The sequence below is a fragment of the Citricoccus sp. K5 genome, assembly GCF_902506195.1.
Classification (GTDB): domain Bacteria; phylum Actinomycetota; class Actinomycetes; order Actinomycetales; family Micrococcaceae; genus Citricoccus.
Genome location: NZ_LR732817.1, coordinates 2,470,589 through 2,496,086 on the forward strand (window position 1 = coordinate 2,470,589; position 25,498 = coordinate 2,496,086).

26 protein-coding genes are annotated in these 25,498 nt (G+C 70.2%); 11 read left to right on the forward strand and 15 right to left on the reverse strand.

What is annotated here, in order from left to right; genetic code table 11:
• Positions 1-17: 17 nt before the first annotated feature.
• The 4 genes from BOSE125_RS11045 to BOSE125_RS11060 all read right to left on the reverse strand — a co-directional run bounded on the left by BOSE125_RS11045 (position 18) and on the right by BOSE125_RS11060 (position 5,654).
• Positions 18-3,293 carry an FtsX-like permease family protein gene (locus BOSE125_RS11045; RefSeq protein WP_159552522.1) on the reverse strand — a complete coding sequence of 1,092 codons (3,276 nt, stop codon included), beginning with the start codon at positions 3,291-3,293 and terminating at the stop codon, positions 18-20.
• A complete protein-coding gene (locus tag BOSE125_RS11050) occupies positions 3,290-4,018 on the reverse strand; it encodes an ABC transporter ATP-binding protein (RefSeq protein ID WP_159552524.1) in 729 nt (242 codons plus the stop codon). Before BOSE125_RS11050 ends, BOSE125_RS11045 begins: the two co-directional genes overlap by 4 nt.
• 68 nt (positions 4,019-4,086) lie before the next feature.
• Positions 4,087-4,770: a PadR family transcriptional regulator gene (locus BOSE125_RS11055; RefSeq protein WP_159552526.1), complete on the reverse strand. Its 684-nt coding sequence runs from the start codon at positions 4,768-4,770 to the stop codon at positions 4,087-4,089.
• A 149-nt stretch (positions 4,771-4,919) separates the two neighbouring features.
• Complete coding sequence (locus BOSE125_RS11060; protein ID WP_159552528.1) at positions 4,920-5,654, reverse strand: tyrosine-protein phosphatase; 735 nt, start codon at positions 5,652-5,654, stop codon at positions 4,920-4,922.
• 406 nt (positions 5,655-6,060) lie between these two features.
• On the opposite strand from BOSE125_RS11060, the gene BOSE125_RS11065 reads away from it, so the two are divergent.
• Positions 6,061-7,650, forward strand: a complete 1,590-nt coding sequence (locus BOSE125_RS11065; protein WP_236558177.1) for an MFS transporter — start codon at positions 6,061-6,063, stop codon at positions 7,648-7,650.
• Here BOSE125_RS11065 and BOSE125_RS11070 read toward each other — a convergent pair whose 3' ends face one another.
• Positions 7,651-8,625: a YafY family protein gene (locus BOSE125_RS11070; protein ID WP_159552530.1), complete on the reverse strand. Its 975-nt coding sequence runs from the start codon at positions 8,623-8,625 to the stop codon at positions 7,651-7,653.
• Positions 8,626-8,688: 63 nt separating this feature from the next.
• Here BOSE125_RS11070 and BOSE125_RS11075 point away from each other — a divergent pair, with 63 nt between their 5' ends.
• The 5 genes from BOSE125_RS11075 to BOSE125_RS11095 are packed head-to-tail and all read left to right on the forward strand — an operon-like array spanning position 8,689 to position 13,767.
• Complete coding sequence (locus BOSE125_RS11075; protein WP_201301187.1) at positions 8,689-9,741, forward strand: ATP-binding cassette domain-containing protein; 1,053 nt, start codon at positions 8,689-8,691, stop codon at positions 9,739-9,741.
• On the forward strand, positions 9,738-10,499 hold the full coding sequence (locus BOSE125_RS11080; protein ID WP_159552532.1) for an ABC transporter permease: 762 nt from the start codon (positions 9,738-9,740) through the stop codon (positions 10,497-10,499). Before BOSE125_RS11075 ends, BOSE125_RS11080 begins: the two co-directional genes overlap by 4 nt.
• 42 nt (positions 10,500-10,541) lie before the next feature.
• The gene (locus BOSE125_RS11085) at positions 10,542-11,534 is read left to right on the forward strand and encodes a 1,4-dihydroxy-2-naphthoyl-CoA synthase (protein WP_371300593.1); all 993 of its coding nucleotides are present in this window, start codon (positions 10,542-10,544) and stop codon (positions 11,532-11,534) included.
• A gap of 50 nt (positions 11,535-11,584) precedes the next feature.
• A complete protein-coding gene (locus BOSE125_RS11090) occupies positions 11,585-12,838 on the forward strand; it encodes an AMP-binding protein (protein WP_159552534.1) in 1,254 nt (417 codons plus the stop codon).
• A 59-nt stretch (positions 12,839-12,897) separates the two neighbouring features.
• Positions 12,898-13,767 carry a 1,4-dihydroxy-2-naphthoate polyprenyltransferase gene (locus BOSE125_RS11095; RefSeq protein WP_159552536.1) on the forward strand — a complete coding sequence of 290 codons (870 nt, stop codon included), beginning with the start codon at positions 12,898-12,900 and terminating at the stop codon, positions 13,765-13,767.
• Here the strand turns inward: BOSE125_RS11095 and BOSE125_RS11100 are convergent.
• Positions 13,764-14,060 carry a DUF4229 domain-containing protein gene (locus BOSE125_RS11100; protein WP_159552538.1) on the reverse strand — a complete coding sequence of 99 codons (297 nt, stop codon included), beginning with the start codon at positions 14,058-14,060 and terminating at the stop codon, positions 13,764-13,766. The two genes, BOSE125_RS11095 and BOSE125_RS11100, sit on opposite strands and share 4 nt — an antisense overlap.
• A gap of 88 nt (positions 14,061-14,148) precedes the next feature.
• Here BOSE125_RS11100 and BOSE125_RS11105 point away from each other — a divergent pair, with 88 nt between their 5' ends.
• The 4 genes from BOSE125_RS11105 to BOSE125_RS11120 all read left to right on the forward strand — a co-directional run bounded on the left by BOSE125_RS11105 (position 14,149) and on the right by BOSE125_RS11120 (position 17,665).
• Positions 14,149-14,580: a PLD nuclease N-terminal domain-containing protein gene (locus BOSE125_RS11105; protein ID WP_159552540.1), complete on the forward strand. Its 432-nt coding sequence runs from the start codon at positions 14,149-14,151 to the stop codon at positions 14,578-14,580.
• Between the two features lie 105 nt (positions 14,581-14,685).
• Positions 14,686-15,024 carry a hypothetical protein gene (locus tag BOSE125_RS11110; protein ID WP_159552542.1) on the forward strand — a complete coding sequence of 113 codons (339 nt, stop codon included), beginning with the start codon at positions 14,686-14,688 and terminating at the stop codon, positions 15,022-15,024.
• 10 nt (positions 15,025-15,034) lie between these two features.
• Positions 15,035-17,011, forward strand: coding sequence for an alpha/beta hydrolase (locus BOSE125_RS11115; protein WP_159552544.1), 1,977 nt, complete (start codon positions 15,035-15,037; stop codon positions 17,009-17,011).
• A 30-nt stretch (positions 17,012-17,041) separates the two neighbouring features.
• Positions 17,042-17,665 (forward strand): hypothetical protein, encoded by a 624-nt coding sequence (locus BOSE125_RS11120; protein ID WP_159552546.1) that lies wholly within the window; start codon positions 17,042-17,044, stop codon positions 17,663-17,665.
• An 8-nt stretch (positions 17,666-17,673) separates the two neighbouring features.
• Here the strand turns inward: BOSE125_RS11120 and ccsB are convergent, their stop codons facing one another.
• The 5 genes from ccsB to BOSE125_RS11145 form a co-directional block, all read right to left on the reverse strand.
• On the reverse strand, positions 17,674-18,813 hold the full coding sequence (ccsB, locus tag BOSE125_RS11125) for a c-type cytochrome biogenesis protein CcsB (protein WP_159552548.1): 1,140 nt from the start codon (positions 18,811-18,813) through the stop codon (positions 17,674-17,676).
• A 3-nt stretch (positions 18,814-18,816) separates the two neighbouring features.
• On the reverse strand, positions 18,817-20,544 hold the full coding sequence (locus BOSE125_RS11130; protein ID WP_201301188.1) for a cytochrome c biogenesis protein ResB: 1,728 nt from the start codon (positions 20,542-20,544) through the stop codon (positions 18,817-18,819).
• Positions 20,541-21,329 carry a cytochrome c biogenesis CcdA family protein gene (locus tag BOSE125_RS11135; RefSeq protein ID WP_159552550.1) on the reverse strand — a complete coding sequence of 263 codons (789 nt, stop codon included), beginning with the start codon at positions 21,327-21,329 and terminating at the stop codon, positions 20,541-20,543. Before BOSE125_RS11135 ends, BOSE125_RS11130 begins: the two co-directional genes overlap by 4 nt.
• 8 nt (positions 21,330-21,337) lie before the next feature.
• On the reverse strand, positions 21,338-22,012 hold the full coding sequence (locus BOSE125_RS11140) for a TlpA disulfide reductase family protein (protein WP_159552552.1): 675 nt from the start codon (positions 22,010-22,012) through the stop codon (positions 21,338-21,340).
• A gap of 134 nt (positions 22,013-22,146) precedes the next feature.
• Positions 22,147-22,815 carry a histidine phosphatase family protein gene (locus BOSE125_RS11145; protein WP_159552554.1) on the reverse strand — a complete coding sequence of 223 codons (669 nt, stop codon included), beginning with the start codon at positions 22,813-22,815 and terminating at the stop codon, positions 22,147-22,149.
• A 78-nt stretch (positions 22,816-22,893) separates the two neighbouring features.
• Between BOSE125_RS11145 and BOSE125_RS11150 the strand changes: the two genes are divergently transcribed.
• Positions 22,894-23,772 (forward strand): hypothetical protein, encoded by an 879-nt coding sequence (locus BOSE125_RS11150; RefSeq protein ID WP_159552556.1) that lies wholly within the window; start codon positions 22,894-22,896, stop codon positions 23,770-23,772.
• Positions 23,773-23,821: 49 nt separating this feature from the next.
• Here the strand turns inward: BOSE125_RS11150 and BOSE125_RS11155 are convergent, their stop codons facing one another.
• The 4 genes from BOSE125_RS11155 to BOSE125_RS11170 all read right to left on the reverse strand — a co-directional run bounded on the left by BOSE125_RS11155 (position 23,822) and on the right by BOSE125_RS11170 (position 25,376).
• The gene (locus tag BOSE125_RS11155; RefSeq protein ID WP_159552558.1) at positions 23,822-24,484 is read right to left on the reverse strand and encodes a redox-sensing transcriptional repressor Rex; all 663 of its coding nucleotides are present in this window, start codon (positions 24,482-24,484) and stop codon (positions 23,822-23,824) included.
• Complete coding sequence (locus BOSE125_RS11160) at positions 24,481-24,765, reverse strand: glutaredoxin family protein (protein WP_159555077.1); 285 nt, start codon at positions 24,763-24,765, stop codon at positions 24,481-24,483. The genes BOSE125_RS11155 and BOSE125_RS11160 overlap by 4 nt, the downstream gene beginning before the upstream one ends.
• 127 nt (positions 24,766-24,892) lie before the next feature.
• On the reverse strand, positions 24,893-24,991 hold the full coding sequence (locus BOSE125_RS11165; RefSeq protein WP_009882927.1) for a 30S ribosomal protein bS22: 99 nt from the start codon (positions 24,989-24,991) through the stop codon (positions 24,893-24,895).
• A gap of 193 nt (positions 24,992-25,184) precedes the next feature.
• Entirely contained in the window at positions 25,185-25,376 is a 192-nt protein-coding gene (locus tag BOSE125_RS11170; protein WP_236557928.1) for a helix-turn-helix domain-containing protein, read from the reverse strand.
• Positions 25,377-25,498 lie beyond the last annotated feature (122 nt).

Here is a 25,498-nt window from a genome sequence, read left to right on the forward strand (position 1 = left end):
GCTGGTGCCTGATCAGCTCAGTCGCGGTCCCGCTGGCGGATCGGGAGTGTACCGGGCACCACGAGCCACGTCAGGGCCGCGGCCAGCACCGGCACGCCGATCACCAGGACCGCCAGTTGCAGCCACGGGATCCATTCGACGGAGTAGAACTGCACGGCTCCGATCCCGATGACGGCCACCGCCCCCACGGGCACGCCTAGCAGGGTACCCAACAGGGCGCCGGTGAAGGTCTGGGCGGCCGCCATCGACTTCCGGGTGCGGGGATTGGCACCGACGGAGGACAGAACGGTCTGGTCACGCCGCGCGTCAGCGAGTGCGAGACCTGTGGTCATGCCGGCCACCGAGAACACCAACAGCGCGGTGGCCCCGGCGATGCCCCACAGTAGCGGTTGCATCCCACTGCCGCCCTCGAACATCGAGGACAGCCAGAGGTCTTCCGAGCCCAAGACGTCGCTGGCCAGGGCGTTCTGCTCCTCCGTGACCGGTTCGGCGAACCGTGCCAGTACGCCGTCCAGCACCATGGACTGGTCCATACCGGCCAAGGCGGTGACCGGGATGATGGCGATCGGCTGGTCTCCTTCGAGTTCGGGGACCACTACGGCGTCCAGGCTCACCGAGTGCTCGGGCTTCCACAGGACACTGCTGCCCTGGACGGCACTGAACCCTGTGATGCCGGCCGTCGGATCGCCGCTGGCCTCCATCTCCTCGATCCAGATTCGGTCCTCCTCACCGAGTTCCACGCCCGGAACCGCGTCCACATCCAGGGTGAACTCGCCCAGGGTGACCCGACCGTCGGCGTCCACATACTCCGGATCGGAGACCACCGCCTGCCCGGACCGCACCGCTGCCAGCAGGTCCTCATCCCCGCCGAACATCGGCAAGGGGACCGTCTCGGGGCGTAGCGGATCGACCACCATGATGTTCGTCAGCGGGTCGGGGTCTAGGGGGCTGCCCATCGTCCCCGCCTCGATCCCACAGGTCACGCCGTCCGCGCGGGACATCGCCTGCCCGGCTTCATCCACCGCCAGGCGCCGGTCGTCCACGGTCGGCCCGTCCGGGATCGGGATGTGGCAGGTGGAGCCCTCCGGATACAGCGGCAGGAGTTCGAAGCAGTCGGCCGAGTAGTCCACCGCGCAGGAGGACTGCGGCCGGTGGACCTGCCACTGCTCCACCATCCGGGGCGCCCCCGGCACGGCGGAGAGACCTTGCAGTTCCTTCACCACGCCTCTCGCGCCTCCGGTGTACAGGCCGAGGTCATCGGCCGTGGGTGCCTCACCGCCCTCGGCATAGCTGGCCTCCTGGTCCAGGGCGCGCTGGATCTCCGCCCGATCCTGGACCCAGACATAGCCGGTGTCCGCCGTCGGTGCGCCCTGCCGACCGCCGTCAATCCCGTGGGCCGTCATGGCGACGGAACACAGCACCGCGGCCCCGACGGCGGTGGCGGCCACCACGGCAGCCGCCACCGGCACGGTGCGGGTCCTGTTCCGGTGGGCGTCGCGGGCCGCCATCCGCAAGGACACGGGCAGCCGGCCACCCAGCCGTGCCAGTCCCGTGACGGTCGAGGGCAGCAGCATCAGCATCCCGAGCAGCAGGAGCATGGCCGAGCCGACGAACAACAGGGCCAGTGCGCCCATAACGCGGTTGAGATCCCCGATGGTGGGCACCGCCATCCCGACTGCCATGGCCCCGGCCGCGATCAGCACACCGGCGCCCACCAGGACCAGTCCGGCCACGAACAGACGGCGGCTGGCCGGCTTGCGCTCTCCGGACGCCCCCTTGATGGCAGCCCAGGCGTCCTGCCGCGCGGCGGCCCGGGCCGGGATCCAGGCGGCGACGACGGCGCAGGCCAGCCCCAGCACCACGGCCAGTGACACGACCCACCAGGGCACATGGGGTCCGTAGACCAACACGTGCCGGGCGTCAGCGGCCCACAGAAGCCCCAGGGCGAGGCCCACGCCAAGCAGAGCCGCGCCGAATGCACCGACCAGTCCGCACCAGAGTCCGGAGAACACCATGGTCTGGCGCAGCGTGGCAGGCTCCGCTCCGGTCACGGAGAGCAGGGCGGTGGCCCGCCGCTGCTGGCGCGCACCGACGGCGAAGGCCGCCCCGGCCAACAGACCGGTCTCGGCCAGGGCCAGGACACCGATGAACACCAGGGGAAGGTAGATCATCCACCTCTGGGCCGAAGACCACAGGCTGTCGAAAATTGCGCCGATCTCGCCGGGGTTCTCCATCACAGGGGCGAAGAGGACGCTGAAGCCCGCCTCGTTGAAGGCGCGGTAGGAGGCATAGTCGTCCGGGACGTCACCCGTGAGGTAGGCGGTGACCTCACCGGGAACCTCGAAGGCCGCCGCTGCCTCGGACCCGGCCGGAACATAGAGCACGGGGTGCCCGTCTCGCAGCGGCAGGACCAGGTCCATGGCCGTGGCCCATTGTTGGGAGCGGTCCAGCTGGGTGCCGCTGATGGCCAGGCTGATCGGGTCAGAGGAGCCGGCCGTGCCACCACCGGGTAGCTCCAGCTCGACTCGATCCGTGGGTGCCGCCGCCAGGCCTCGGACTTCAGCCCTCTCGTTGGCCGCGTCCAGCTCCGTCAGCAGGCCCGGACTGGCCATGACCTGCCCATCTCCGGCCAGGCCACCGTCCAGCAGCTGGAACCGCCGGTCCTCACCCTGCAGGTCGGGACGGCTGAAGTCGGCGATGACGATCTCCACGTCCACGCTCGAGCCGGGCATCTCAAGGGAGCCCCTGGCGGTCGTCACGAAGGTCGCGTCCGCGCCGGCCGGGAGCGCCTCCTGAAGGGAACAGCCGGCGGCCGGGTCAGTGCCGGCAGGGCAGACCGGCCAGTCCTGGGCCGCTTCATCCAGGGCTTCCAGGTCGATCGTTGCCCCGTAGGTCCCATCAGCGGCGTCCTGGGCGTTGATAGCGCCGTGCGGGTCGGTGGGCGACTGCAGATCCCGGTCCCCGAACTCCCCGGGCGCCAGGTAACCGTCGAATCCCCACAACCATTGCCGGTGTTCCTCGGCCTGCGACGGTAGGGAGGTGGAGGCCGTGATCACGGAGCCGAAGGCCACCCCGAACACGGGCAGGCCGATCAGCAGCAGGATCAACAGGGTCCGCCAGGGGTGGCGGCGCAGGTCCCGTGCGGCCATGCGGGCCGCGGAGCGCCGGGAGCCGCTGGCAGCACCCGGCTGGGGGCCGACGTCGGCAAGGGGCCTTTCGTCCTCAGGTCCGGCCGGTTCGTCGGGTCCAGAGGGTCCAGCAGGGCCTGGCACCTGGATCACGTCCGCGCTCACCGGACGGGGTCCGCGAGCAGGGAGTGGGGATCGTTCTGGGCGATGGCCTGGTCCACCACGCGGCCGTCCCGCAGGAAGACCACGCGGTCGGCCCAGCCGGCATGGCGGGCCTCATGGGTCACGAGCACGACGCCGGCGCCGGCATCCGCGCGGCGGCGGAGCACCGCCATGATTTCCTCGCCGGTCACGGAGTCCAGGGCACCGGTGGGTTCGTCGGCGAGGATGAGCGCCTTGTCCCCCACGATGGCCCGGGCAATGGCCACGCGTTGCTGCTGGCCGCCGGAGAGCTCATCGATGAACCGGCCGGCCAGATCCTCGATGCCGACTTGGCGCAGGGCGTCCATGGCCTGGCGCTGCGCCTTGGCCGGCTTCACGCCGTCCAGTTCGAGCGGCAGGGACACGTTCTCGGTGGCATTGAGGGTCGGGATGAGGTTGTAGTCCTGGAAGACATAGCCCACGGTACGGCGCCGCAGTCGCGCCCGCTCCGCCTTCGAGAGGGCGCTCAACGGGGTGCCGCGGACATAGATCTCCCCGTGGCTGGTGGAATCCAGTCCACCAGCGAGGGCCAGCAGGGAGGACTTGCCCGAGCCCGAGGGGCCCATGACGGCCACGAACTCTCCGGCGTTGACTTTGAGGTCGACCTCTCGGAGGGCCGCCACCACGGTGGTGCCGTCACCGTAGACCTTGGAGACCTGGTGGAGTTCCAGGATCTGGCGGGGTGGCATGCCCTGAGTGGCCGGGCGGACCGTCGGTTCCAGGGGGCCCTGGGGGATGCTGTGCCGTGCCACGCCGGTCACCGGTCTTTCTGCTGGTCGGAGGAATGAGTCCGGGACGGCTGGGACGAGGCGGGGTGCCGTGAGGCGCCGGACGGCGTCGGGACGGTGATCCGGGAAGACGTCGGGACTGACGCTGGGGCTGGCGGTGCGGCCGGCACCGCCGGCAGGTGGCCGGACCGGGCGGCGCGCAGCACGGCGGCCTCGCAGTGGTCGAGCCAGCGGATCTCGGCCTCCGCGGTGAAGATGAGGGATTCCAGCACGAGCAGGCCGGCCAGGCCCGCCGGGCGGGGTTCCCCACCCGTGGTTCGCTTGGCCCGGGTGAAGTCCTGCAGCGCTCGCAGCGTGGCCGAGCGCTGGGCCTGGATGACGCGTTCCACGTCCACGCCGGGGGTGGTCACGGCGATCGCGAGCTTGATGGCCAGCTCGTTGCGCGGGGGGTTCGAGGGGCGGGAGGGCTGGGCGAACCAGTCCTCGGCCTCCGCACGGCCGGCCTCGGTGATGGCGTAGAAGCGGTGGCCCGCGCCGTCGTCGCCCTGGTCCTCCACGAGGCCGTCCCGCTCCAGGCGGTCCAGCGTGGTGTAGACCTGACCGATGTTCAGTGGCCAGGTGCTGCCCGTGCGCTCCTCGAACTCGGCGCGGAGGTGGTAGCCGTAGCGCGGGCCCTGGGTGAGCAGGGCCAGCAGGCTGTGTTTGACGGACATGGATTCTCCTCGGCGGGCGAGCGGAACGAGCGGGACGAAGGGGTCGCGCGCCGGGGCCGCCGAACGTCATGGCCTACCCGGTATGCACACTCAGTATGCATACCGGGTAGGCGCCGGGCAAACCGTGGCGACGATCCTCGCCACCGGAATCAGCCGCGGAGCTTGGCCCGCACCGCTTCCACGTCGGCGGGCGTCATGCCATGAGCGGTGAGGAGATCGGCCACGGCCTCGGCATCCGGCAGCGAGGCGGCGAACTCCTCCAGGGCCTCGATCCGGCCGGAGAGGAACGCGTCCAACTCCGCACCGTCCAGATGCCGCTCATGGGGATGGGGCACGGGGCTGATGCGGTGCCATTCGTTGATGCCGCGAGCGCCGGCGTCGTACTGGGAGGCGACCAGGTCCCGGCGCCCGGCGAGCAACAGCAGCAGGGTGACCACCAGGCCGGTCCGGTCCCGTCCGGCCGAGCAGTGCAGCACCACCGAGCCGGGGGCGGCGGCGATGGCCGTGAACACGGCGGCCACGCGGTCCGGGAAGTACTGGAGCGTGGCCGGGTAGTACCGCGGGTGGTTGGGATACGGGGCGCCGTCGGCCAGCGCAGGGGCCAGATAGTCCTCATAACCGTCATGCGTGGGATCCTCCACGGGGCGGTGCAGGATCTCGATGCCGGCGTGGGCCTGATCGGACACCTCGGGGTCGGTGGGGCGGCGCCGGCGCTCGGGGGTGCCGCGGAGGTCGATCACCGTACTCACGCCGTCCCGGCGCAGCTGCTGCCAACCGTGATCCGTCAGCCATTCCTGCCGTCCCATCCGGTAGACGCCACCCAGGACGCGGCGGGCGTTGACCGCCCCCTCCCAGGTCACGGGGGCCGTGAAATCCTCGCTCATGCATCCCACTGTGCCATTTCCGCCATCCTCGGTGCCGGCCGTGATGCACCTCACGCGGATTTGACCTGGCCCCCACCGCCTCGGCTACGGTCGATTGTCTGCAATCCCAGGTGGGTCCCGAGTCAGCATTCCGGGGCCGTCCTCACCGGACTCGACTCCGGCGCCCCTGGTCCACCCTCCCCGGGAGGACCGGGCCTCACGCCCGATCGGCCCTGGAACACCCCTGGCGGGGTGAACCGCACCAGGAAGATCACCTGTGTCCGAAACAGAGTCCCATCCCTCGGTAGTTCTCCCCTCTGGCTCGCCCCAGACATCCGGGCAGTCCGCGCTGTCCGCGCAGTCTCGACGGCGCAACCGCTTCTCCCGGCCAACCCGTCCACCGCGGAAGAAGACCCCGGCCGCCGCCATCCGCAAGGCCACGGCCGCCTCGGCCCTCGGCAACGCGACGGAGTGGTACGACTACGGCGTCTACGCGGTGGCCACCGCCTACATCACGCAGAACTTCTTCCCGGGCGAGGGCGGCATGCTGCTGACCCTGGCGACGTTCGCGATCTCCTTCCTGGTCCGCCCGATCGGCGGCCTCGTCTGGGGTCCGCTGGGTGACCGGATCGGCCGCAAGGGCATCCTCGCCCTGACCATCCTGATGATGTCCGGTGCCACGTTCCTCATCGGCGTGCTGCCGACCTTCGAGCAGGTCGGCGTCCTGGCCCCGGTGCTGCTGATCGTGCTGCGCATGGTCCAGGGCTTCTCCACCGGCGGCGAGTACGGCGGTGCGGCCACCTACATGTCCGAGTACGCCCCGGACCGCCGCCGCGGCTTCCTCGGCTCGTTCCTGGAGTTCGGCACCCTGGGTGGATTCGCCCTGGGCACGGCGATCATGCTGCTGCTGGAGCTCATCCTCTCCCCCGAGCAGATGGCCTCCTGGGGCTGGCGCCTGCCCTTCCTGCTGGCCGCCCCCATGGGCCTGATCGGCTTCTACCTGCGCTCCAAGCTGGACGACACCCCGGTCTACGAGGAGATGAACGGCTCGCCGGACCACGGCACCGCGCACGACGCCGGCGCCCCGGCCGGTGCGCCCACCGCACCGGCCGCTTCGGCCGGCCCCACCACCGCGGAAGGCACCCCGGAAAGCAAGACCCCCGCGCCGCCGTCGCTGCCGGCGCTGTTCCGCGAGCACTGGAAGCCGATGCTGGTGATGACCGGGCTGGTGATCTCGGTGAACGTGGTCAACTACACGCTGTTGTCCTATATGCCGACCTACCTGGAGCAGCAGATCGGCCTGCCGGCCGCGGCCGGGCTGATGGTCATCCTCATCGGCGAAGTCGCCATGATGGCGCTGATGCCATGGGCTGGCGGTCTCTCCGACAAGCACGGGCGCAAGCCCTCCTGGTTCTTCTCGCTGGGCGGGCTGATCCTGCTGGCCATCCCGATGTTCATGCTGATGGGCATGAACTTCGGCCTGGCGATCCTCGGCTTCGCCGTGCTGGGCCTGCTGTACATCCCGCAGCTGTCCACGATCACCGCCACGTTCCCGGCCATGTTCCCGACCCAGGCCCGGTTCTCCGGCTTCGCGATCACTTACAACATCGCCACCTCCATCTTCGGCGGCACCGCCGCCCTGGTGAACGAATGGGGCATCGGCGTCACGGGCGATGTGCAGTTCCCGGCGTACTACATGATGGCGGCCTGCGCCGTGGGCCTGGTCTGCGCCTGGTTCATGCGGGAGACCGCCGGCGCCTCCCTGCGCGGCTCCGAGGTCCCCGGCTCCATCGGCTCCGCCGTGGTCCCCGGCTCCCCGGCCGAGACGGCCCTCGAGGAGGGGCGCCAGCCCGAGCAGCGGACCATGGACGAGGAGCAGATGCTCACCCTGGCCGCTGAGGCCCGCCAGGCCGCCGCCACCGGCGCCGGTGGCGTAGCCATGCAGACGGATTCCGAGCCGCTGGAGGACGCCAGCGACGGTGGCGCCCCGGGCGTGGCCGACCCGGCCCTGCGGTAGTCAGCGACGGCGGGCTGCGTCCGCCATCCGGTCAACCAGTTCGAGCACCTGCGCGCGCAGTGGCTCGGGCACCTCCAGGACATAGCGCACGCCCTCCGGGACCCAGGACAGTCCGAACACCACGTCCTGGGCCCGGCGGCCGGACAGGGGCCAGGCGGTGCGGCCGTCGGGCAGTTCCTGGGCGCCCTCGGCCCAGGGCCCGAACGCCTGCCGCATCGCGGCGAGATCCATCTCCAGCACGGCTCGGCCTGTCACCGGCTGTGGCCCGGCGTGGACGGCATGGACCGCAGCTGCCACGAAGGCCGCCGTTCCCTCAGGCGGCAGCGGCCGGGGTGCGAACGCCGCCCGGGTGTGGAACAGGGAGGACAGGCGGTCCACGCGAAAGGTCCTCCAGTCGGCCCGGTCCAGGTCCCAGGCCAGCAGGTACCACCGCGATTCGGCCGGCACCAGGGCGTAGGGCTCCGCGTGACGGACGGATTCCGTGCCTCCCGCCGCCGTGTAGGCGAAGCGCACCCGCTCCTGATCGCGGCAGGCCAGGGCCAGTTCCCCGAGGACCTCGGGTGAGGTGCTCGGGCCGTCCGGCCCGGTGGGCTGGATGAACTCGCCCAGCGCACCCACCCGCCGGCGCAAACGGGACGGGAGCAGCTGTTCCAGCTTCGCCAGCGCGGCCAGCGTGGTGTCCGGGCCTCCGACCAGCCGCTGTGTGGCAGCCGCCCGCAGGCCGATCGCCAGGGCCACCGCCTCCTCGTCCGTCAGCAGCAGCGGCGGCACCGCGGCTCCTGCCTCCAGCCGGTAGCCCCCGTCCAGCCCGGGAACGGATTCCACCCGGTATCCGAGCTCCCGCAGCCGCTCCACGTCGCGGCGCAGGGTGCGGTCCGAGACGCCCAGGCGGCGCGCCAGTTCCGAGCCGCCCCAGTGACGGTGGGTCTGCAGCAGGCTGAGCAGGTTCAGGGTCCGTGCGGTGGTGTCGGCCATGACCACCATTTTGTCCTGAGATGCGGACAGAAACTGACCGCAGTGGTTCATAGCGTGGTCTCCATGACCACAGACACCATCATCCACAGCCGGGGTCTGGCCAAGCGCTTCACGGCCCCGGGCTCCCCGGGCAAGCACGTGCAGGCGGTGGCCGGGCTCGACCTCGACGTCTCCCGTGGCGAGCTCCTCGCCTTCCTCGGACCCAACGGCGCGGGCAAGTCCACCTCCCTGCGTCTGCTCACCACACTGCTGCGCCCCTCGGCAGGCACCGCCACCGTGGCCGGTTGCGATGTGCACACCGATCCCGCGGGGGTGCGCTCCCGCATCGGCTACGTGGGCCAGGGCACCTCCGGCAGCCTGTCCCAGCGGGTGCGGGACGAGTTGCTCAGCCAAGGCGCCTTCCACGGAATGGGGCGGCGCGAGAGGGCCCGGCGTGCGGACGAGCTCATCGAGTCGCTCGAGCTGGGACCCTTCGCCCGGCGCACCGTCCAGCAGCTCAGCGGCGGCCAGAAGCGGCGCGTGGACATCGCGCTGGGCCTGGTCCATGCCCCCACGCTGCTCTTCCTCGATGAGCCCTCCACCGGCCTGGACCCGCAGAGCCGGGCCAACCTGTGGCAGCACATCCTGGATCTGCGCGAGAGCCATGGCACCACCGTCTTCCTCACCACGCACTACCTGGACGAGGCGGACCGCTACGCCGAGCGGGTGCTGGTCATGGACGCCGGCCGGGTCATCGCGGACAACACGGCTGAGCACCTCAAGGCCGGGCTGGCTGGGGACGCCGTCACCCTCGGCTTCCCGGACGCCGGCTCCGCCGAGGCAGCCCGCGCCCGGCTCGGCCGCCTCCTGCGGAGCGAGGCCACCGCGGTGACCGACGACGCCGGCCGCCCCGGCCTGGCCGTCACGGTCCCCGACGGCGCGGGCCGGCTTCCGGACCTCATCCGCGCCCTCGACGCCGAGGGGTTGCCGCCGGCGTCGGCGGCCGCCGTCCCGCCCACCCTCGACGACGTGTTCCTGTCCCTGACGGGGCGCTCGCTGCGCGAGGCCGACCTGGCCTCTGCCAGCCCAGATCCGTCCCACCCCGACCACACCCTCCAGGAAGCGAGCCGATCATGAGCTCCATCGCCACCGACAGCTACCACGTCCTGGTCCGCGAGCTGCGGCCCATGGTCCGTGATCCCTTCTCCCTGATCTTCAGCCTGGTCCAGCCCCTGGTCTTCCTCGGGCTGTTCACGCCCCTGCTCATCGGCCAGTCCGGCGGGTCGACCGCCGAGACCCTGCAGTGGTTCGTCCCGGGCGTGCTCGTGATGATCGTGCTCTTCGGCACCGGCGCCGTCGGGTCGAACCTGCAGTACGACCTGATGACCGGTGCCCACGAGCGCACCCTCGTGGCCCCGGTCTCCCGCTCCTCGCTCCTGGTGGGCCGGGCCCTGAAGGAGGTCGTGCCGATCACCGTGCAGTCCCTGGTCATCGTGGCCGTCGCGTTCCCCTTCGGCTTCCGCGCGGATCCCGTGGGCCTGGTGGCGGGCCTGGCACTGCTGGCGGTGTTCGGGATCGGCCTCGGCGCGTTGAGCTATTCCCTGGGGTTGGCCACCAAGGAGCACGAGTGGCTTTTCTGGGGCGTGCAGCAACTGCTGATCTTCCCGCTGCTCATCCTCTCCGGCATGCTGCTGCCCCTCGAGGACGGTCCGGCCTGGATGCGGGTGGTGGCCGCCGTCAATCCGGTCAGTCATGTGGTCACGGCCGAGCGGGTCCTGCTGGCCGGGGATCTGGCGGCCCTGGTGGACCTGGAAATACTGTGGGGTGCGCTGGCCGCCGTGGCGGTCGCCGGCGTCGGGCTCGTGGTGGGTGTGCGCACCATGCGGCGCGACTGACCCCGCGCCCGGAGCGCGGGGCCTCTGGCTAGACTCGGCCGGGTGAACGGACAGCAGACGCCCCAGACCCCGACCGACCCCACATCCGCAGCTGCCCTGCCGGAGAAGGTGTCGGACCTCTTCGACCCGCAGCGCTGGCGGGTGGTGAACGGTTTCGACTTCGAGGACCTCACCTACCACCGCCAGGTGGAGCGGGACGCCTCCGGGGCGATCGTGCGGGACCTGCCGACCGTCCGCATCGCCTTCGACCGCCCGGAGGTCCGCAACGCGTTCCGTCCCGGCACCGTGGACGAGCTCTACCGGGCGCTGGACCACGCCCGCATGACCACGGACGTCGGCTGCATCCTGCTCACCGGCAACGGCCCCTCCCCCAAGGACGGCGGCCATTCGTTCTGCTCCGGCGGCGATCAGCGCATCCGCGGCCGGGACGGCTACCGCTACGCCGAGGGGGACACCGCCGAGACCGTGGACCCGGCCCGCGCCGGCCGCCTGCACATCCTCGAGGTCCAGCGGCTCATGCGGACCACGCCCAAGCCGGTCATCGCCGTCGTCAACGGTTGGGCGGCCGGCGGCGGGCACTCCCTGCACGTGGTGGCCGACCTGACGATCGCCTCGAGGCAGCACGGGAAGTTCAAGCAGACCGACGCCGCGGTCGGCTCCTTCGACGCCGGCTACGGCTCCGAGCTGCTGGCCCGCCACGCCGGCCAGAAGAACGCCCGGGCCATCTTCTTCCTCGGCCGCGAGTACTCCGCCGAGCAGATGGTGCAGATGGGCGCGGTGAACGAGGCCGTGGACCACGAGTGCCTCGAGGAGGTGGCCCTCGAGTACGCCGCAGACATCAACCGTCAGTCCCCGCAGGCCATCCGCATGCTCAAGTTCGCCTTCAACATGGCCGACGACGGCATGGCCGGCCAGCAGGTCTTCGCGGGCGAGGCCACCCGCATGGGCTACATGACGGACGAGGCCGTGGAGGGCCGGGACGCTTTCCTGCAGAAGCGCGATCCCGACTGGTCGGCGTTCCCGCACCACTTCTGAGCGGGGCCCACGGGCGCGAGACCGGTCCCGCCACTGGCTAGACTCGATCCGTGCCCGTGACCCCTGCCGACCTCGACCGCGCCCAGCGTGCGCTGGCCGCTGCCCTGGACGGTTCCGGTCCTCCGGTCGAGTTCACCGAGGGAGGCCAGATCGTCCTCCGCCCCGAGGCCGCGGATCCGGCGGCCGGCGGTGCCGAGGGGACGGTCGCCGTCGTGCGCACCTCCGGCTCCACCGGGACCCCCAAGCAGACCCTGCTCACGCCCGAGGCCCTGGCCGCCTCGGCCGCGGCGACCGCCAGCCGGATCGGCGGCGAGGGCCAGTGGCTGCTGGCCGTGGGCCTGCACTACGTGGCCGGGCTGGCCGTGCTCTCCCGCTCTCTCACGGCCGGCACCACCCCCGTCGCCCTGGCACCGGGCCCGTTCACGCCGCAGTCCTTCGTGGAGGCCGTGGACCGGATGGAGCGCGGCACCGGCTTCCGCGCCCTGTCCCTCGTGCCCACCATGCTCTCCCGCCTCCTGGTGCCCGACGCCGGCCCGGGCGCCTCTGCCCCTTCTGGTGCCGGATTCGCCGGGGCCGCGGTCGATGCCCTGCGCACCTTCGACGCGATCCTCATCGGCGGCGCCCGCCTCCCGGACCGGGTCCGGGAGGCCGCCGCCGAGGCCGGACTGCGGATCCACCTGACGTACGGCATGAGCGAGACCTGCGGCGGCTGCGTGTATGACGGCGTGCCCCTGGACGGGGTGACCGCGGACCTCGTCACGGACCCGGACACGGATGCGGACGGCGGGGGCCGCCCGGGCGTCCCCCGCCTGCGGCTGTCCGGCCCGATGGTCGCCGCCGGCTACTTCAACGACGCCGACCGCACGGCCGCGCATTTCGGCATCAGCGGTGACACCCGCAGCGGAACCAGCACCCGCTGGTTCCTCACCGGGGACACCGGCACCGTGGACGGGGCCCCCGGCCGGCAGCACCTCACCGTGACCGGACGCGTGGACGACGTCATCAACACCGGCGGCGTGAAGGTCTCGGCGGCGAAGGTCCAGCAGGTCCTCGAATCGCTCGCGGGCGTGCAGGCGGCCTTCGTCGGAGCGGTGCGCGACGACGAGTGGGGCCAGCGCGTGTGCGCCGCCGTGGCAGGGGGTCAGAGTCGCCCGCCGTTCGACCAGGCCGCCGCCCGCGAAGCCATCCGGGCCCGGCTGGGACCGGCAGCGGTGCCCAAGCAGTGGCTGGTGCTCGAAGCCCTGCCGCTGCTGCCGAACGGCAAGACCGACCGTCAGGCCCTGCTCACCCGCTTCTCCACCTGACCCGCACCTGAACCCCACCGCTCCAGAACGTTTCAGAACCCCAGGAAGGTACCCACCCCATGGCCACAGCCGCCCAGTGGATCGAGGGCGCACGGTTGCGCACCCTGCCGATGGCGATCGCCCCGGTACTCATCGGCTCCGCCGCCGCCTTCGCACTGGACGGATTCCACCTGGGCAGGGCGGTGCTGGCCCTGATCGTGGCCCTGGCCCTGCAGGTCGGCGTGAACTACTCCAACGACTACTCGGACGGCATCCGCGGCACCGACGACGACCGCGTCGGCCCGTTGCGGTTGACGGGTTCTGGGGCGGCCCCGGCGCGCGCCGTCAAGGCGGCCGCGTTCTCCTGCTTCGGCGTCGCCGCCGTGGCCGGCCTCGGCCTCATCGCCTGGTCGGGCACCTGGTGGCTGGCCGTCGTCGGGGTCCTGGCCATCGTGGCCGCCTGGTACTACACGGGGGGCCAGAAGCCCTACGGATACCGGGGCCTCGGCGAGGTCTTCGTCTTCATCTTCTTCGGCCTCGTGGCCGTCCTCGGCACCACCTACACGCAGGCCCTGGCCGTGTCCGGCCCGGCGTGGGCCGGGGCCGTGGGCTGTGGCCTGGTCTCCACGGCACTGCTCATGGCCAACAACGTCCGGGACATCCCCACGGACCGCCTGACCGGCAAGATGACGCTGGCCGCCCGGCTCGGGGACACCCCGGCCCGCTGGTCCTATGTGGTGATGGTGGCCGTGGCGATCGTGCTGCCGTTGTGCTTCACCGGCCAGTACCCGTGGCTGTGGCTCGTGGCGCTCACGGCCGCCGTGGCCGTGCGGCCCTCGATCACCATGGTCCGCTCCACCGAGCGCCGGGACCTCATCCCGGTGCTCAAGCTGACCGGCATCCTGGGCCTGGTCTACGCGGTGCTGTTCGCCACGGGGCTGGTGCTCTAGCGCTTCTCGTCGCTGCCGGGATCGAAGTACCGGCCCTCGGTGTAGGAGTCCTCGGCCTCCGCATCAGCCTGCTCTGACTTGAACTGCTCCCGCTTCCCGCGGCCCTCCCAGGCGCTGGCCACGTCACTGCCGGCGCCGGTGCGCAGGTCATTGAAGAACAGGTAGCCCGCGGCCAGCGCGATGACGGCCGCCGCGATGGTGGAGAAGATCCATCCGAGGCCGAGCAGCATGCAGGCGCCCCAGACCACGAAGAAGACGGCCAGGCGGATCACGGCATACTTGAAAACTCGCACCACGGCAGTCTACCGGGATCAGCCGGTACGTGATCGGCGCGCAGCCAGCCGGTTTAGCTGTGCTGGCACCGGTCCGTAGACTGGAGCCATGCCCCGCTTCCTCATCCCCCTCGGCATCGTCGCCGCCGGCCTCATCATCTATTCGCTGATCGAGTGCCTGATGACCCCGCGGCACCAGGTGCGGGCCATGCCGAAGGCCGTCTGGATTCTGATCGTCGTGCTGGTCCCGCTGGTGGGTGCGCTGTTGTGGCTCTTCCTGGGCCGGCGTCGCGGGTCCTCGAGCGGCGGCGGCACCGCTGGCGGCCCGGCGCGTCCCCAGCGCCCGCAATCCCCGGACGACGATGCGGCCTTCCTGCGCCAGCTCGACGTCCAGCGCAAGCAGGCCGCGCGCCAGGCCGAACTGGATCGCCGCGAGGCCGAGTTGAAGGCCCAGGAGAAGCGGAAGCCGAAGGACAACGGCACCGGCGAGTCCGGTGGATCCAACACCTCCAAGCCCGACGGCGGCGCCGACCAGTCCTGACGCCCCGCCCCGGGTGCCCGGCATCGTGGCATGAACCGGGACGGGAACCGCGATGGGGAGTTGTCCCCATCGCCGCGTCCCGTCATCGGTGCGAGGCTGAGGATCGTGGCACACGACATCCAGCCCCAAGGCATCCACTCCACCCTGGTCCGGGTGGCCGGAGACGGACAGATCCTGGACACGGCAGCCGTGGCGGCCCGCACGGCCGGGGATGACCTCTCCGGTGCCTTCGGCACGGCAACCACGGCGCAGACGGCCTTCTCCGGCTTCTGGACAGAGCGCTCCGGCACCGGTGAGCGCATCTCGAATCTGATCCTGCACCAGGCCTCCTGCGTGGCCGGTGCCGCCGATGCCTTCATCGAGTCCGACGGGATCATGAACTCCGATGGTCGCGCGGCCATGGGCTCCCTGGCGGACATCACCGCACCCGAGGACGAGGGGTGATCCGCAGACCATGACCCTTCCCGCACTGAAGACCTACCCGGCGGTCGAGTCCGCGTGGGACACGCTCAGTGATGCGGCCGCGGACCTGAAGACCGAGTCGAAGAACGTCCAGGATTCCATGGCGGATGCCCAGGCCTCCTGGCAGGGGTTCCGAACCTGGTACCGGCATGATGACACCGAGGACGCGGTGTGGACCGGGCTGGACGTCCTCGAGCCCCACGCCGAGGACTGGGCCTCCGCGCTGGCCTCCGCCAAGGACGCCATCGACGATTTCGTCGCCACCGGCCAGCCGCTGCAGACCGAGCGGGAGGACTTGGACCAGGAAGAACCCGGGCTGTCCTCACGGCGCAGCGCCGCCCTGTCCTCGGACGATGAGGCCGAGGTGGAGGAGGTCCGTGCGGCCATCCTGACCTTCAACGAGCGGGCCACCAGCCTGACGACCGATTGGGACAACGCCCAGGAGACCTTCGAATCGGCGATCGGGGCCATCTCCATCGGCACCACGGAGGGCTTGCCGGCCGTCGATGGCCCCCGGGATGAGGGCACCTTGGACTGGGCGGCCATGACGAGCGAACTGGACGAGTCGTTCGGCGAGCTTGATCCCCGGAGCATCTGGCGGGACCTGCGGGGCCTGACCGAGGAGGAGCTGCGGGATTGGCTCGAGGCCAATCCGGAGGCGGCGCGGGCCCTGGCGGAGAACGAACTGCCGGGAAACCCGATTCCCGGTTCGGCCGAGGAGACCATGATCGAGGCCATGGCGGACGACGCGCAGCTCAGCGAGGACGGCATCGCAGGCATCCGCGCGGCCTGGCTGGGCCTGGAAGACCACGAACGCGAGCGCCTGATGCTGTTGTTCCCGGGCATCATCGGCAACCTCAACGGCATCCCGCTGGCCACCCGCGGGCGGACCAACCAGGTCACCGTGGCCGGGCTGCGTGAGCAGACGGCGGAGCGGCTGGCGGAGCACCGGGATAACAGGCCACAGCATGCTCCGGGCAACGCGTACGAACGCGGCCAGTGGGAAGACGAGGAGAAGCGCCTGGAGACGCTGCTAGACGGGCTGGGCAAGGCATGGGATGCCTACGGCGAACCGCACTTTCCCCGGGACAAGACGGAGACCCCGGGATACTCCACGGTGTTCGTCTCCACCGACGGGCTCGGACAGATCGCCACCATGCGCGGCGAACCCTCCGCTGACACCCAGCGGGCCGTGACGTTCGTGCCGGGCACCAACACCACCATCGCCAGCGTGGACCACTACAACGACGCCCTGAACGCGATGGACGGTGACGATCCCGAGGGCACCGTCTCGATCTATTGGCAGGGAACCCATCTGCCCCAGGACCTGGTTCGAGACAACGCGACGCCGCACTACAACGAGGAAGGGGCCCCCCTGCTGGCCGCCTTCGACCACGCGGCGGACCTCGAGATGGCCTCCAATCGGCACCGCGACGTCCCCACCACCTACGTGGGCCACAGCGCGGGAGGCTCACTGCTGGGAACGGCCGAACGCGAGGGCCTGGACTCCACGAACATCGTCTACGTGGCCCCGGCGGGCAACGGCCATGAAGTCTCCTCACCCGAGGACACCGAAAACGAGTACGCCTATCGGTACCTCGTCCAAACCAATGACGATTCGATCTCCTGGGCCCAGGCACTGGGAGGCGGCGCTCAGAGTGGGTCCTTCTGGGAAGGCTCCAACCCTGTTCGGCAGATGGGCGCGGTACGACTGGAGTCCGGTCTCAAGGACGACGGCAGCATCATGGAAGGTCACACCGACTACTTCGAACGTGGATCGACCTCTGCCCGCAACATCGAGGGCGTGGTCTACGGTGAGGACGTCTCCCCGTATCTGGAACCGGAGATCCATACCTATCCGGGGTCCTATCAACCCGTCATCACCTACCCTCTGGAACAGGATCTGGAACACTACCAACAGCACGGCATCCCCCAGGTCCCCGTGGGATCCCTGCACGATGCCGACTGACCACCCGCCGACCAGCTCACGGAAGGCAGCATGCCCCGCCGCCACCTGCTGAACCGAACCACCATCTCCATCACGGCACTCACCGTGGCCCTGTCCCTGGGAGGATGCATGAACTCCGGATCCGACGGAACCCCCGACGCCGAAGAGCGCTCTGCCGCGCAGGGCCGCCAGATCGAGGAGGACCTCCCCCTTCTGGTGGAGGCAGCCGGATGGCAGGGCATCGGCGCCCTGGCCGAGAAGAGCTGCCTTGGCGATCCGGAACCGGCCGCGGCCTCACGAGAGACCAAGTGGATCGGCTCCGCGTCTCGCGATCTTGACGGTGCCGATCCCTCCGAGCTGGCCGCGTCCATTGCCCGGCAGGCCGAGGACCTCGGATGGACACCGCAGGAGGGGAATGGTCCACACGGGGACCGGATCTACGGGGCCGTGAAGAACGAGCTGACGCTGGTGGTCAACCACACCACCAGCGGCGGGGCGGACGCTGTGGCGCTGAGCATCCACTCACCCTGTCTGGAGATGCCAGAGGGCCACACCATGACCCGCTCCGAGCTGGATCCGATGTACGGCTCTGGTGACGAGCTGTACCCAGGCGAGGACAGTTCGAAGTTCACCAACGGTGAGCCCAAGCCCCTGCCCGAGCCGTCCTCCAGCTGACCCCGCGACTACTCCGGGATGCCCGCGTAGGAGTGCAGGCCCGGGAAGTACGTGTTGACGATGGTGAAGTTGAAGACCAGGCAGGCGAAGCCGATGATCGAGAGCCAGGCGGCGCGGTCACCGGTCCAGCCGCGGGTGGCCCGGGCGTGCAGGTAGCCGGCGTAGACCACCCAGATGACGAAGGTCCACACCTCCTTGGTGTCCCAGCCCCAGTAGCGGCCCCAGGCGGCCTCGGCCCAGATGGCACCGGCGATCAGGGTGAAGGTCCACATCACGAAGCCCACCGCGTTGATGCGGTAGGACCAGTTCTCGAGGCTGAAGGCGGACGGGACCAGACGCATGAAGGCGGGCTTGCCCTCGCCCCCCGTCCGCAGACGGGCCTCGCGGCGGTGCTGAAGCAGCTGCAGCACGCTCATCGCGCAGGTCAGGCCGAAGAGTGACGAGGCGAGCACGGCCACGGAGACGTGGATGACGATCCACGGGGACTGCAGGGCCGGCTGCAGGTGCGCGATCGGGGTCGGGAAGCCCATGGTGGCCGCGCACATCATGACGACGACCAGCCCTGAGACGAAGGTCCCCAGGAAGCGGAGGTCCTTCCGAATGAGGAACAGCAGGTAGACCGCGGCGACCAGCAGTGCGCCGGTGGTGCAGAACTCGTACATGTTGCCCCACGGAACCCGGTTGGCCGAGACACCGCGGGCGACCACTGCGAAGGCGTGCAGCAGCACGCTGATGACCATCAGGGCCACGGCCACGTTGGCGGCCGGGCGCCGGGTGGTGCCCAGGTACGCCATGTCATCGTCCACGAGGTGCTGCTCGGGGTGCCCGGCACCTGAGTTCTTCCCCGTCCCCCTGCTGCCCGTGACGGCAGAGGAGGAGCCGGCTGCCGGCTGCGTACTCGCCTCCGTGCTCGCCTCCTGGCGCACGACGCCGGCCCCCACCAGCTGCTCGCGGCGCTCCAGCGCCGCTGCCGAGGCGTCATTGGACGCGCCGGACTCGGCGGCCAGTTCGGCCTCGAGGGTGCGGATGGTTTTGGATGAGGTCGCCATGTCGATGGCGAACACGATGAAGGCCGCGGCGTAGACCAGCGCAGCGATCAGCATGAACAGGTCGCTGTAGCTGGCCAGCTGCAGATTGATGGACTGCATGGGTTACTCCGGTCGGTTCTCGGTGGCGCCGGTGGTCCCGGCGGTGGATGATGCTGTCTGGCGGTTGCCGGAGTCGTCCTCCGGGGCGATCACGGGCCAGGTCTTCTCGAACTGGCGGCGCAGGGAGACGTTCTCCTCGCGCAGCCCGAAGTCCTCGCCACGGGCGAGCAGGCCGTACTCCACCATGGTGGACCCGTCCGGGCCGGTAGCGCTACGGACCCACACGCGGCGGCGGCGCACGAACAGGCTCACGCCCAGGGACACCAGGGCCAGGACGGCGAAGAAGCCGACGCCCCACTTGCCCGGATCGTGGTGGATGTCCAGGCCGACGTACCGCTGGACGCCGTCGAAGCTGATGGAGCCCTTGCCCTCCGGCAGGTCGTAGGACTCCCCCGGGCTCAGCGTGATGCCGCCGGACTCGAGGTCCCGGTTGTTCAGCTCGGTGAGGTTGTCCGTGTCCAGCACGTACACGTTCTGCGGTTCGCCGTCGTCCAGGCCGAGGTCGCCGTAGTACGAGTTCAGGTTCAGCTCGGGCTCGTACAGCTCCGGGTCGATCGAGACGGCCACGCCATCCTCCCCGGTGTAGGCCGTCGGCAGGAAGAACCCGACGAAGCCCAGCTGCTCCGGCTGCGCATCCGGGGCCTTGATGACCATCAGCGAGGTGTAGAGCTGGTCCTGGACCTGCGCGACGACGGGTCCCTGGAACGCGATGTCCCCGTTGCCGTCCCGGACGGTGACCTCCGGCGCGTAGCCGTTGCCGACGAGGTAGACGCGGGTGCCGCCGATGTCGAACGGGTGGTTGACCTTCAGGTCCTGCTGCGTCGCCTCGCCGCCGGTCCCCTCCTGGACGGTCATGTGCGCGGTGAAGTCCAACGGCTGGCCGTAGTGGGTCTCCGACTCACGGTCGAACACCGCCTCGAAGCCGTCCAGGGTCATCGAGAACGGCTCCAGCCGGTCCTCGGAGAAGGCGCTGCCGGGCGTGAAGGAGTCATAGGCCACGAGGGTGTTGGCGAAGCCCTCCCCCTCCACGATGATCTTCTGCCCCGAATAGCTGAGCAGGCCGCCGACGGCCATGAACGCCAGCACTCCGATGAGGGACAGGTGGAAGAAGATGTTGCCGATCTCCCGGACATAGCCGCGCTCGGCACCCACGGAGGCGCCGCCGTCGGGCTCCTCGCGGACGTCCGTGCGGTAGCCGCGCTTCTTCAGGATCCGTGCGGCCTGGGCCACCGCGTCCCGCGGGGACGGCCCGGTGGACTCGAGAACCACCTTGCCGTACTCGGGCAGGCGGTTCAGCCGGCGCGGGGTCCGCGGCGGGGCGGAGCGCAGGTCCTTGGCGTGCTTGGCGGCCCGCGGCACCACGCAGCCGATGAGCGAGACGAACAGCAGGATGTAGATGGCGGAGAACCAGACGGACGAGTACACGTCGAACATCTGGAAGCGGTCCAGCCATTCACCCTGGACGGGGTTGTCCTTGAGGTACTGGTTGACGATCTCCGGGCCGGCCGGGCGCTGCGGGAACAGGGATCCGGGCACGGCGGCCACGGCCAACAGCAGCAGCAGCATCAGCGCGGTGCGCATGGAGGTCAGCTGCCGCCAGGCAAAGCGCAGGGACTCCTTGAAGCCCAGCGCGGGGACGGCAACATCCCTGCGGTCTTCCCGCTGGCGGTTCGTCCGGCCCGATTGGGCCTCCTCGGCCCGGGTGGCCCGAACGTTGTCCTCTTGACTCAAATCGGCAGCCTCACTTCGTTGGCGAACCAGGTCTGCAGCTGAATGACCCAGGAGTTCCACAGCCCGGACACCATCAGCGCGCCGAGCACGATCAGCAGCCCGCCGCCGAAGCGCATCACGGCCACCCGGTGCCTGCGGAAGAAGGCCATGGCACCCATGCCGCGGCGCAGGCCGAGGGCGATGAGCAGGAACGGCAGGCCCAGGCCCAGGCAGTAGATGAACGCCAGCAGCGCGCCCTTACCCGGATTGGTGGACCCGGCGGTGGACATGGCAAGGACGGCGGCCATGGTCGGGCCGATGCAGGGGGCCCAGCCCAAGCCGAAGGTCACGCCGAGCACCGGGGCACCCCACAGCCCGGCCTTCGGCTGGACGTGCAGGCGGCGGTCCTGCTGCAGCCGGTCGAGCCCGCCCATGAACACGACGCCCAGGACCATCACCACCACGCCGAGCACGCGGGTCAGCCATTCGCCGTCCCCCTGCAGCCAGATGGTGACCTGGGAGAAGACGATTCCCACGAGCACGAACACCGCGGAGAAACCCAGGACGAACAACGCGATGCCGAGGAGCATCCGTCCACGCTTCTGGTCCTGCAGATCCGCCCCGGTCAGCCCGGTCACATAGCCCAGATAGCCCGGCACGAGCGGCAGCACGCACGGCGAGAGGAAAGAGACGAGACCGGCCAGCAGGGCGATGGGCATGGCCAACAGCATCGAGCCGTCCATGACGATCTCGGCGAAGGGGTTGTTGACAGTGGTGGTGGCGGTGGTGATGGCGGCCTGCAGCATCGGGCAGCTCAGGCCTGCTCGTCGGCAGGGTCGGCCGGTTCATCGACAACGGTGGCGATCAGCGTCTTGAGGGTGGAACGCTCCGCGACCCCGAGGATGCGGGCCGAGACGCGGCCCTGGCGGTCCAGGACGATGGTGGTGGGCACGGCCTGCGGCGGCACATAGTCCGTCATGGCCAGCAGCACCTGGCCGCCGCGGTCCTCCAGCGAGGGGTAGGTGATCCCGAAGTTCCGCTCGAACGCCTCGGCGGTGCCGGCGGTGTCCCGCACGTTCACGCCCACGAACCGAACGCCCTGCGGCTCCCATTCCTCATGCAGGGACTGCAGGTCCGGAGCCTCCACGCGGCACGGGGCGCACGCCGCGTACCAGAAGTTCAGCACCACGGGTTCCCCGAGCCAGTCCGCAGAACCGACGGATTCACCAGAGAAGGCGGTGGACGTGAACTGCACGGGTTCGCCGCGGTCCTCGGCGGCGATCTCCAGGACGGAGCCGTCACCGGCGATGTAGTTCTTTCCATCCGCGTTCCCCGCCTGGGCGGCCAGGGGGTCCTCGGTGGAGCAGGCCGCCAGCAGCGGCAATACTGCCAGCCCGGCGAGTCCGGCCAGCACGTTCCGCCGGCTCGGGCCGGTCCCGGATCGGGGACCGGAGCCGTGGGCTGGTCGGTGCTGATGTGGAACGGTCATGGCAGCTCGGGTACTCCAGTGGGGAATGGGCGTCCGTTGGATTCTACCGCCTGTAGTAGACGCGGGTGGAATCCGGTTGGACGAAGCAGCCGGCGTGGTGCGGGGCTGGGGTGGCCGGGGCCGTGTGGAGCGCGTCAGGCGCCCGGCAGGTTGGAGGCGTGGGCCAGCAGGGCTGCGTTGGGCTCCCGGTACTCCACCCGCGGGGCGGAGCGTCCCCGTTCGAAGTGCAGTGAGGTGACGGAGGTCAGGGTGCACTCGCGCTGGCGCGGATCGTGCCAGAGCGGCTTGCCCTCGGCCGAGAGCCGGGTGACCCAGATGGGCAGTTGGTGGGAGACGACGATCGCCTCGGCACCCTCGCCCCCGATGTCCACGGCCCGGTCACGCAGCTCCAGGATGCCCTCGCTCATCCGGCTCACCTGGGATCGGTACGGCTCACCCCAGGAGGGGCGCCACGGATTGAGCAGGAAGGGCCAGTGGCGCGGCTTCCAGAGCTGCCTGGCCACCCGCGACCCGCCCTCGAAGTGGTTCGTGGCCTCGATGAACCGGTCATCGATGGCCGGCTCCAGTGACAGTGCCTGGCCGATGGGTGCCGCCGTCTCCCGGGCGCGCTGCAGGGAGGAGGAGACGAGCAGGGCCGGCGTCCGGCTGGAAGCGCGAGCCTCACCGGCGAACCAGTCGCCGATGTCCGCCGCCATCCGGTGCCCGAGTTCCGAAAGGTGGTAACCGGGAATACGACCGTAGAGGACCCTGTCCGGGTTGTGGACTTCTCCATGGCGGACAAGGTGGACGGTCGCAGAAGGCATGAGTCCATACTGTCAGAATCGGGCGATAGCGTTGACCCAAGACCATTCGACCCGAGAGTCCCGCAGGAAGGGCCCGCCATGAACGAGCAGCATCCCGAACACCCCGAGCAGCCTGACGAGCCCCAGCAGCCACGTCAGCCGGGTCAGCCGGACCAGCCGGACCAGCCCCGGGACGATCGCCCCCAGTACGGCATCCGCCTGACGCCGGAACAGCAGGCCGAGCACCACGCCCGGCTGAGTCAGGCCCAGCAGGAACGGCAGGGCCAGCAGGGCCAGCAGGGCCAGCAGGGCCAGCAGGGCCAGCATCCGGCCCCGCCATACGGTCAACCGACGCAGGGCCAGTCCCCCTACGGTCAGCCGCCGCAGGGGCAGAACGCCTACGGCCAAGCTCCCTACGGTCAGTCGCCCTACGGACAGCACCCTCAGGGCTACTCCCCCTACGGGCAGCCGCCGGCCGACCAACCCGGCCCGGGGTACGGCTTCCCGGGTCAGGGCGACCCGCAGCAGCTCGGTCCGATCACCAGGCCGAGCACGATCGACCGGTCCTACTGGCTGATCCTCACGGCCGGCCTCGCGTTCCTGGTCATCGAGCTGCTCTCCCTGTTCTCGCCGAACATGGGGCTGACGCCGGAGATGCTGGACCTCTACCAGGAGCAGATGGATGCGGCCGGCCTGGCGATCGAGATGGAGTCGTTCCTGGCCTCGGTGCGCATCTTCGCCGTGGTCTTCACGGCGCTCCTGGTGGTGCTGTACTGGCTGATCGCCACCGGCATCCGCCGCGGTTCCAACGTGGCCCGGATCTTCGGCACGATCTTCGCCGTCCTCTCCCTGACCTCCGCCTTCGGCCCCGGCCTCATCTATGTGGCCCTGGGCGTCGCCGGAATCGTCTTCGCCTACCTGCGCCCCTCCAGTGAGTACCTCCGCGCCAAGGCGTGGGAGAAGGCCATGCGCCGCTAAGCCCTCCGCGACTCCGGCACCTCCCGATCAACCGCCCCGGCCGGCGCCGCTACTGCCGCAACTCGGCCTGGTGGAAGGCCAGGATCTGCAGTTCGGTGGACAGGTCCACGGCACGCACCGTCACTTCGCGGGGCACCACCAGGTCCACGGGGGCGAAGTTCAGCAGTCCCCGGATACCCGCCGCCACCAGACGGTCGGCCACGGTCTGCGCGACGCCGGCCGGCACCGCCATGATCGCCAGCCTCGCCTCGGACTCGGCGACGCTGCCCTCCAGCTCCTCGAGCGGACGGACCACCACGGAACCGCGCCGTTGCCCGATCAGGCGGGGGTCGGCGTCGAGCACGGCGCACAGGCGCATCCCGCGCTCTCCGAAACCGGCATATCCGGCCAGTGCCGAGCCGAGGTGCCCGGCACCCACCAGGATCACGGGTTGGTCCTCCACGAGGCCCAGGGCGCGGCTGATGGCCTGCTGGAGCGCGGCCACGGGATAGCCGACCCCGCGGCGGCCCAGTTGGCCCAGGCTGGACAGGTCCCGGCGCAGCACCGCCGGACTGACCCCGGTGTGCCGGGCCAGGTCGGTGGAGGACACCCGGACGGTTCCGGCCCGGGCCAGCGTGGCCAGGGCGCGCAGGTAGCCCGGCAACCGGGCCACGGTGGGCCGGGAGAGGCCGGACCCCGGCCCGCGGCGGTGACCGGCACCGTCGCTGCTCATGGCCGGTCCGCGGTCAGCATCCGCTCCAGGCGGACCGGGTCGATCCGCCAGAAGTCCCGCTGCACGCCGTCCACCATCAGGACGGGGATCTCCTCGGCATGCCGCTCGGCCAGATACGGACGCCCCGCGATGTCCACAGCCTGCCAGTCCACACCGAGCCGGCCACAGACCTCCCCCACCACGGCCAGGGCATCCGCGCAGAGGTGACAGCCGTCCTTGACGAGGAGCTCGACGGCGGGAACGGGGCTGGCGGCGGACGAAGGTGCCGGCGGAGGCTGCATGTCAGTCATCGGCTCCATCGTAGGCCCGGCGGAGGTTCAACGGCCCCGAGTGGCTTAAACAGCTCCGGGGCCGTCCTGCCTTGCGGCGGGACGGCCCCGGATGCAGCGAAGCCTCGCGGTGAAGCGCCTACTTCTTGTTGCGGCGCTGGTGACGAGTCTTGCGCAGTTGCTTGCGGTGCTTCTTCTTGGACATCCGCTTGCGGCGCTTCTTGATCACTGAACCCATAGGGAAACCTCTTGTGTGGTTGGTGAATCCGCAACAGACGCCTGTTGAAGATCCGTACATCTTTGGTCAAAAACGTTCCCTAACACCTTACCCTGCACTCGGGTGTGGCAACGAACCGGGAACATCGGCCGGCGTCAGGACCGGCCAGAATGCCGGCACAGGGGCCGGCAGACATCACGTGTGGCACGCGAGGTCAGGCGTGCCGGTCATCCGTCCCGGTGGCCCGGTGGTCCGTGGCGCCGGTCTGCAGGATCTGCTCGACGGCGGACTCGGGCACCCGGTAGGAACGGCCGAAACGCACAGCGGGGAGCTCGCCGGCATGGATCATCCGGTACACGGTCATACGGGACACGCGCATCATCTCGGCCACTTCTGTGACCGTCATGAAGCGCGTGTCGGCGAAGTTACCGGCATCAACCACTTGCGTTCCCCATTTCCACTGCCTTGCTTCGAACTGTCTCGATCTGGCGGCACAGTACATCTGCCGCGCCAGGCGTGGCATTCTCA

What these genes read in the sequence shown, in the direction of transcription:
- BOSE125_RS11050 (WP_159552524.1), bottom strand. Translation starts at nt 4,018, where the DNA reads ATGCCACCCCGCCAGATCCTGGAACTCCACCAGGTCTCCAAGGTCTAC.
- BOSE125_RS11055 (WP_159552526.1), bottom strand. Translation starts at nt 4,770, where the DNA reads ATGTCCGTCAAACACAGCCTGCTGGCCCTGCTCACCCAGGGCCCGCGC.
- BOSE125_RS11060 (WP_159552528.1), bottom strand. Translation starts at nt 5,654, where the DNA reads ATGAGCGAGGATTTCACGGCCCCCGTGACCTGGGAGGGGGCGGTCAAC.
- BOSE125_RS11070 (WP_159552530.1), bottom strand. Translation starts at nt 8,625, where the DNA reads ATGGCCGACACCACCGCACGGACCCTGAACCTGCTCAGCCTGCTGCAG.
- BOSE125_RS11075 (WP_201301187.1), top strand. Translation starts at nt 8,689, where the DNA reads ATGACCACAGACACCATCATCCACAGCCGGGGTCTGGCCAAGCGCTTC.
- BOSE125_RS11080 (WP_159552532.1), top strand. Translation starts at nt 9,738, where the DNA reads ATGAGCTCCATCGCCACCGACAGCTACCACGTCCTGGTCCGCGAGCTG.
- BOSE125_RS11095 (WP_159552536.1), top strand. Translation starts at nt 12,898, where the DNA reads ATGGCCACAGCCGCCCAGTGGATCGAGGGCGCACGGTTGCGCACCCTG.
- BOSE125_RS11105 (WP_159552540.1), top strand. Translation starts at nt 14,149, where the DNA reads ATGCCCCGCTTCCTCATCCCCCTCGGCATCGTCGCCGCCGGCCTCATC.
- BOSE125_RS11115 (WP_159552544.1), top strand. Translation starts at nt 15,035, where the DNA reads ATGACCCTTCCCGCACTGAAGACCTACCCGGCGGTCGAGTCCGCGTGG.
- BOSE125_RS11120 (WP_159552546.1), top strand. Translation starts at nt 17,042, where the DNA reads ATGCCCCGCCGCCACCTGCTGAACCGAACCACCATCTCCATCACGGCA.
- ccsB (WP_159552548.1), bottom strand. Translation starts at nt 18,813, where the DNA reads ATGCAGTCCATCAATCTGCAGCTGGCCAGCTACAGCGACCTGTTCATG.
- BOSE125_RS11135 (WP_159552550.1), bottom strand. Translation starts at nt 21,329, where the DNA reads ATGCTGCAGGCCGCCATCACCACCGCCACCACCACTGTCAACAACCCC.
- BOSE125_RS11140 (WP_159552552.1), bottom strand. Translation starts at nt 22,012, where the DNA reads ATGACCGTTCCACATCAGCACCGACCAGCCCACGGCTCCGGTCCCCGA.
- BOSE125_RS11145 (WP_159552554.1), bottom strand. Translation starts at nt 22,815, where the DNA reads ATGCCTTCTGCGACCGTCCACCTTGTCCGCCATGGAGAAGTCCACAAC.
- BOSE125_RS11150 (WP_159552556.1), top strand. Translation starts at nt 22,894, where the DNA reads ATGAACGAGCAGCATCCCGAACACCCCGAGCAGCCTGACGAGCCCCAG.
- BOSE125_RS11155 (WP_159552558.1), bottom strand. Translation starts at nt 24,484, where the DNA reads ATGAGCAGCGACGGTGCCGGTCACCGCCGCGGGCCGGGGTCCGGCCTC.
- BOSE125_RS11160 (WP_159555077.1), bottom strand. Translation starts at nt 24,765, where the DNA reads ATGCAGCCTCCGCCGGCACCTTCGTCCGCCGCCAGCCCCGTTCCCGCC.
- BOSE125_RS11165 (WP_009882927.1), bottom strand. Translation starts at nt 24,991, where the DNA reads ATGGGTTCAGTGATCAAGAAGCGCCGCAAGCGGATGTCCAAGAAGAAG.
- BOSE125_RS11170 (WP_236557928.1), bottom strand. Translation starts at nt 25,376, where the DNA reads ATGACGGTCACAGAAGTGGCCGAGATGATGCGCGTGTCCCGTATGACC.